Below are 7149 nucleotides of genomic sequence, written 5' to 3'. Positions count from 1 at the left end.
GGGGGGGGTGGGGCCCTCACCCCGGGGGGCGCCCCACCCCGGCCCCGTGGCCCCCCCGCTCTGCGTTCACCCCTCTGACGTGGCACTTTGACGTTCCCCTTGACGTTCCCTGACGTTCCTCTGCAGAAGCTGACGGAGGCTTGAGGATTCCTGTACCGAAATGCATTGAAGCCGGTTCGTGATTGCGGCGAGAATTCATTTCGTACTCGCAATGGGGGATTCCCGCGCCCAAAGGTGAGCGTGCGATGTTTCCGCCGAGAAAACCCTGAGAGGCGACGTCCGTGTCCCGATCGCTGTCCCGAGTTTCCTCGCTCGTAGAAGACGCCCTCGATACCGGCAACCGCATACGCGCGGCCGGGTTCTTTCCCGGTCTCGGGAGCCGTGCCCACTACCGGGGGCTGGGCCACGAGCTCCTCGACTCCGGCCTCGTCGAAGTCACCGGAATCTACCGGGGCGCCGCCCGCGCCTTGGGCTTCCCCGGCCGGCCCGAACGGCTGCTGCCGGTGCCCGAGAACCTGCCGGCGGGCCGCATGGAGCGGCAGGGGTTCATCGGTGCGTCCCTGCTGGTGCACAGCCTGGCCCTGGACGCCTTCCTCCGCGCCCGGATCGCAGCGAGCGGGGCGCCCGTCGACTTCGTCGCCTACACCGGCGAGAGCTTCGGCATCCTGACGGCCGCGGTGGCGAGCGGCTCGCTGTCCGTCATCGACGGCGTCAAGATCGCCCAGGTGTTCACGCCGCTGATGCTCCAGGCCGCCGGCCCGCAGGACCAGGACGAGGAGTTCGCCCGGCGGGTGGCCGGGTACCTGGACGCGACCGCCCGGCGCACCCCGCTGGTCGGCGAGCCCTTCCACGTGGTCGCCGTGAAGGCGCCGAGCCCGGACGCGCTCGCGGAGGTCCTGGACGGGATGCGTGCGGCCTTCCCGCTCGCCGACGTCGAACTGCACAAGAGCTACGCGCCGACCCAGGCGAACCTCTACGTCCGCCCCGGTGCCAAGGCCGGGTTCGACGCCTTCGCGGCCTCCTTCCCGGGCGTGACCACCTGGGAGCTGAAGGAACCGACCGTCTTCCTGGCCCACTCCGCCCGGATGCGGCCCGCCCGGGAGGCGCTGGACCGGTTCATCGACGCGCAGCGGATCCAGTTCCGCACCCCCCGCGTCCCCGTGGTGTCGAACCACGACAACTCGCTGCTGACCACCGCCTCCGCCGTCCGCCAGGGGGTCCTGGCGATGACGGACCGGGTGATGGCCTCCCGCGAGACCTGCGAGGGCCTCGACCGCCTCGACGCGGACCTGGTGCTGGAGCTCGGCCTGGGGGAGAAGTCCGTCCGGCTGCTGAAGGACAACACGGTCGCCGCGCCCGTCGCCGCCTACACCGGCAGCCCCGCGGACACCGCGGCGTTCCTGCGGGGCGTCACGCTGGCCGGCTCCCTGACGGCCCGTCTGGAGGAGCTCGCCCGGTCGGTGGACGAGCTGACCGACGACGACCACCGCCTGCTGAGCGAGCTGTTCCGCCTCGCCGAGGAGAGCGAGTTCTGGGACGACCACCTCTCGCGCACCCTCGGCCGGGTCATCACCGACCGGATGCTGCGCCCCGACCAGGGCCGTTCCCCCGCGCTCCACCGCTTCCTGGAGGTCTTCCAGCACACGCACAGTCACCGCGAGCACGTCTCCCTCGACCGGGACGAACTCGTCGTCCGGGCCCGGCTGAAGAAGCGGGTCACCGCGGCGGAGCCCGAGCTGCTGGGCAAGGCGTACGCGGAACTGACGGTGCGGGACGCGGGCGGCGGCACCCGGGTGCGGACCTTCCACACCACCCGGCCGGAGGTCGTCGTCTTCCACTTCGGCGGCGGCTCCGAGCTCGAGGACGCGGTGCTGGAGCGCAGGACCCGGACGCTGCTGGACACCCAGCTCACCGCGTACGAGATGCACGACCGCACGCTCGGCGGCCTGCCGGTCGACGCCGAGCTCTCCCCGGTCGGGCGGCGCATCGTCCACCAGTACCTGATGTTCAACGCGCTGGCCCGGCACCGCCCCGCGCTCTTCGCGCAGAGCGACCACTACCTGGAGGGCGCCGACGTGCCCGGCTGGCTGGCCGCGCTGGCGGTCTCCGGGGCCCTCTCGCTGGCCGACGCGGTCACGCTCGGCACCGAACCGGCGGGCGGGGAGGCGGGCGAGCGGATCCTGCGCGGCCTCACCGTGGCCGGCCTTCCGCTGGTCTCCCCCGAGGGGGTGCCGATCCAGTCCAGGAAGGACCTGGAGGACGCCACGCGCGGGGTGCTCCGGGACGGCGCCCTGGACGGCCCGGTGCGGCTGATCCGGCTGGGCGGCAACTGCCAGGTCGTCGCCCTGGGTTCGGAGCCGGCCGCCGCCGACCTCGACGCCGGGCCGTTCGCCGTGCATGTCCTCGCCGTCACCGAGCCGGGCGAGGTGTGGAAGCGGCGGGTCCACCCCGCGCTCGACGCGTTCGAGCACGCCCGGGTCCTCGGCCTGACGGAGGAGAACGAACGGGTGCTGGCCAACGCCCGCAGCCGCCGCATCCTCTCCAGCACGGTCTGCGCCTACATCGAGGCCGACGAGACGATCGTCGGCTTCGGCCAGGGCGGCAGCGAGTCCATGACCATCTTCGTCCGCAAGGAGGGCGAGGAGCGCATCACCGTCCGGAAGGTGCTCAGCGAGGCCCTGACCACCGCGCGATGGAACCCCGACGGGCGCGGCGTGATGCTGCCGCCGTTCACCAAGGCCCGCAAGCAGGCCGAGTTCCTGGCGGCCCTGCCCGAGCAGGTGCGCGGCTACTTCCCCGAGGTGTACTCCGTCCTGGAGCGCGAGGCCCCCGTCCCCTTCCACCTGCGCACCGGCGATCGCACGGTCGACCGGGAGGTCATCTACGAGATGAGCTACGTCGCGGGCGAGGAGGTCAGCCGGTACGTCGAGAAGCACACCCCGCCGCCCGCCGTGGTCGCCCGGCTCTACGAGCAGATCATCCGGGTGCTCAACGACGAGGTGCACAGCATCGGCCGTGTGCCGGCGCCGGGCGAGACGCTCGACACCTCCTACTTCAGGAAGATCGAGGACCGCCTGGAGCTGTGCCGCCGCACCGCGCCGCGCACCTTCAGCCCGCACCTGCTGGACACCGAGCACATCGTCATCGACGGCGTCTCCTACCTGAACCACACGGCCCTGCTGCGGCGCTTCCGGGAGAGCCCGGAGTTCGCCGCGATCCTCGAACCGGCCTTCCACTCGCTGGTCATGGGCGACACGAACACCGAGAACATCAAGATCACCAACAGTGCCCCGCTGCGCCACGCCCAGCGGCTGATCGAGTCCGGGGCGCCGCAGGAGGACGTCGACGCGGCGCTGGCGGCCATCACCCACGAGACGCTGGGGATCAGGTTCCTCGATCCGCGGGCCATCGGCTTCAAGAGCGACGGCCGGCACACCCGCGACGACGCGATGTACGACAACAAGCCGTGGCACAACTCGATCGGCCACTACGACGAGATCCACTTCGAGCAGTTCACCATGGCCGTCGACGCGGGCGAGGGCCGCACCCCCAGCGTCGACATCACCTTCCAGAACGGCAACCCCTACCAGAAGGCGTACCGGGTACGGGACGTGACGGCGAGTGGGGGCCGCGTCGACCCCGCGGCGCCCCAGGGCATGGAGGACTACTTCGCTCCCGTCATGACGGCGGCGCTGGGGCTCGACGACCCCGAGTCGCCGTTCCTGCGCCAGGACCCGTTCTGGCTGATCCGGTTCGTCTTCATGATGGGCCAGCACTTCACCGCCATGCCGCCGTTCCACTTCCAGAAGGAGCTGGACGGCACCCTGGTCGACGGCTACCAGACCCAGCGCCGCCCGGTCGCCATCTACTGCGAGGGCGTCAAGTGGCTGAACTGGGCGCTCCAGATGCTCGAAGGCGGCAGGACCGAGTTCCTGGGCCTGCCGGTGACCCGACCGCCCTACCTGAACGGCTGAGCCCGACCCGCAAGCAGCACGTACGAAACACCCGACGGAGGTTTGACCCATGAACGCTGTTCCGCGCTCCCTGCCCATCTCCGGCCTGCACGACATGTCCAACGAGTCGCGGATGATCGCGACCCCGTGGAGCCGCATGCTGCGCGGCATCGGCCTCGGCCAGTACCCGATCGGCTACGACGCGGCCGTCGCCGGGCACATCCGCGACGCCTTCGACCGGCTGGCGGCCAAGGTCTCGCCGTCCGACGGCTACACGCTGTTCTCCCGCGCCATGGCGGAGTTCATCCTGAAGGTCAACGCCGGCGGCGAGGACCGCGACTGGCTGGCCCCGGCGGTGCCGCCGCTGCTGGACGCCGTGCGGGCGGTGCCCAACCCGTACTACCGGGCCACCGCCGGAAGCATCCTGATGGACGCCTTCGCCAAGCTCGGCCTCGACGTCTCGCTGCTGGTCAACGACGAGCTGGACTTCCCGGCCGAGGTGCTCGGCATGCTCGACCAGATCGCGCCGGACGCCATCCCGGACGAGAACCAGGGCCGGCACGGCGAGTACGAGCGGGTGTCCGCCTGCTGCACGGTCTTCCTCGCGATAGGCCAGCTCGGCCTGCGCGAGCGCCTGGTCACCGCGGAGCGCAACCACGTCGTCGAGGCGCTGGACCTGCTGGACCGCATCCCGATCCCGTACTTCTGCGGCCGCGTGGGCGGCATGCTGATGTCCGTGATCGCGCTGCTCGGCTACACCGAGCACATCTTCGACGGCGAGCGCGACTACATGCAGGAAGTCCTCGACTACCTGACCCGCGCCGACGAGGTGGGCAACTGGCCGGCCTTCCCGAACCCGATGCCGCTGCCGTGGAAGAAGGTCTACCCGCTGCTGACGATGCTCAACGCCGTCGCCATGTGCGGCCGCTCCGAGTACCTGACCCGGCCGATCGACGCCCTGGCCGAGGCCAGGAGCCTGATGGACCAGATCCCCTGGACCACCAAGGTCCACATGTCGCAGTACTACGTCATCGCGCTGCACAACCTGGGCCGGCTGGCGGACCAACTGCCGGACCTGGACGGCTTCCTGACCGACGTCGCGGCGGTCCTGGACGTGGTCGACCCCGGTGAGAACTTCTCCCCCCGGGGCAACGCCTACCCGTACATCATCGAGCTGTCGATGATGAACGGCCGGATGGACCTGATCCCGGACGCGGCGCTGGTGCGGATGGCCGACTCGTTCCCCGACCTGGACAGCACCGAGGACAACCGGGCCAACCGGTCGTTCCCGGTCAGCTACGTCCTCAACATCCTCGGCGAGATCGGCGCCTGGGAGCTGATGTTCGCCCCGCGGGCCCGCTACGGCGGCGAGTCGGCGATCAGCTGGGTCATCGACAACCTCTCCGAGGGCGCCAAGGAGGAGGGCGACCGGATCTCGATGCTCGACCACGCGCTGGTCAGCTGCGCGCTGCGGCTGCGCGGCGCCGACGCGCCGGAGACCGAGCTGTTCGGGTCCTTCACCTTCCCCTTCGCGGGGTAGCCGTGCGCAAGCCCGCCGTCAGGACGCGGGGGTCGTCCTGACGGCGGGCGGTCGTGGGGCGGCGGGCGGTACCGGGGAACGGCCGGTGCCGCCCGCCGCTTTCTGCTACTGGGCGGGAGCCCGGTCGCTGCGCAGGAAGATCGCGCTGGTGAGCAGGCCCAGGACGACGATCGCGGCGTTCACTCCGATCGCCACCCGCAGACCGCCGAGCATGGACGCGGCCCCGGCGCCGGCGGCGGCGGTGACCACCGCGCTCATGATCGGGGTGCCCATCGTGATGCCGACCTGCTGGGTCATGGTGGCGAGGCCGGTGGCCAGGCCCTGCTCGTGGTCGGCCAGACCCGAGGTGGCGGTGACCATGAAGCCGACGATGACGAGCATGTTGCCGACGCCGCCCACGAAGCTGGCGCCCAGCATCAGCCACAGCCACGCGCGGTCGTCGCCGATGGCCATCATCGCGAAGGTGAAGACGGCCTGCAGGACACCACCCACGATCAGCGTCTGCTTGGTGCCGAGCTTCCCGATCACCTTCGGCGCGGTGACGCCGCCGGTGACCGTGCCCAGGCCGAGCACGCCGAAGGACAGGCCGGCCGCCAGCGGGGAGAAGCCGAGCACGTCCTGCAAGTAGAGGGTCAGCGGGAAGACCAGCGAGCACTCGGTGAGGAAGGCGATCAGGCCGGCGACGTTGCCCCAGGCCACCGACCGCTTGCCGAGCACGCTGAGCGGCACCAGCGGCGCGGAGACCTTGCGCTCGATCGCCCAGAACAGCACCAGCAGCAGCACGCCCGCGGCCAGCGGCAGCAGGGTGCCCGCGGAACCCCAGCCCTTCTCACCGGCCTGGGTCAGCCCGAAGATGATGGCCAGCAGGCCGAGCGTGACGGCGAGGGCGCCGGGCAGGTCCAGCTTCGGGCGGTCGTCGACCCGGGACTCCTTGATCACCGTCGGGGCGATCACCAGCACCGCGAGGGCGACCGGCACGTTGATGAAGAACGCCCACCGCCAGGACAGCAGGTCGGTCAGCACACCGCCGAGGATGGCGCCGGTGGTGAAACCGCTCGACATCAGCGCACCGTTGAGGCCGAGCGCCTTCTGGCGCAGCGGGCCCTCCGGGAACGAGGTGGTCATCAGCGACAGCGCGGCCGGGGTCACCGCCGCGGTGGCCAGACCCTGCAGCACGCGGGCGGTGATCAGCATCTCCGGGTTCTGCGCCAGGCCGCCCAGCAGCGAGGCGCCGCCCAGGACCACCAGGCCGCCGAGGAACAGCCGGCGACGGCCGAACAGGTCCGCGACCCGGCCGAACAGCAGGGTGAAGCCCGCCGCGCACAGCGCGAACGCGGTACCGATCCACTGCAGGTGGGCCAGTGAGAAGCCGAGGCCCTTGCCGATCACCGGCAGCGCCACGTTCAGAATCGCGAAGTCCACGGCCAGCATGAACTGCGTGGCGAGTAGCAGGACGAGCACCAGCCGGAGCCGCCCGGTCAGCGCCGCCGGCGCCTCGGCGACCGCTGCACCGGACGCACCGGTCGCCTCCGTTTCAGTGACAGACATGACGTCGAGTACCTCTTCCCTCAAGGCTCTTGACGCGCGGCGCGGTCGCGTCGCACGGTCGGGAACAGCCTCTTCGACGCCAACGGGCCCAGCCAGCACCCTGCTTTG

3 protein-coding genes are annotated in these 7149 nt (G+C 70.9%); 2 read left to right on the top strand and 1 reads right to left on the bottom strand.

What is annotated here, in order from left to right; all coding sequences use genetic code 11:
• Window positions 1-281: 281 nt before the first annotated feature.
• Both AB0K51_RS22940 and AB0K51_RS22935 read left to right on the top strand, forming a co-directional pair.
• Window positions 282-3974: an ACP S-malonyltransferase gene (locus AB0K51_RS22940; protein WP_363458496.1), complete on the top strand. Its 3693-nt coding sequence runs from the start codon at window positions 282-284 to the stop codon at window positions 3972-3974.
• A gap of 49 nt (window positions 3975-4023) precedes the next feature.
• Window positions 4024-5493, top strand: a complete 1470-nt coding sequence (locus tag AB0K51_RS22935) for a hypothetical protein (RefSeq protein ID WP_363458494.1) — start codon at window positions 4024-4026, stop codon at window positions 5491-5493.
• Between the two features lie 105 nt (window positions 5494-5598).
• Here the strand turns inward: AB0K51_RS22935 and AB0K51_RS22930 are convergent, their stop codons facing one another.
• Window positions 5599-7041 carry an MFS transporter gene (locus AB0K51_RS22930; protein ID WP_363458492.1) on the bottom strand — a complete coding sequence of 481 codons (1443 nt, stop codon included), beginning with the start codon at window positions 7039-7041 and terminating at the stop codon, window positions 5599-5601.
• Window positions 7042-7149 lie beyond the last annotated feature (108 nt).

Origin of the sequence: Kitasatospora sp. NPDC049285 (assembly GCF_040678815.1) — a bacterium.
In the GTDB taxonomy this organism is placed as follows: domain Bacteria; phylum Actinomycetota; class Actinomycetes; order Streptomycetales; family Streptomycetaceae; genus Kitasatospora.
This window is presented reverse-complemented; position numbering and strand designations above follow the sequence as displayed.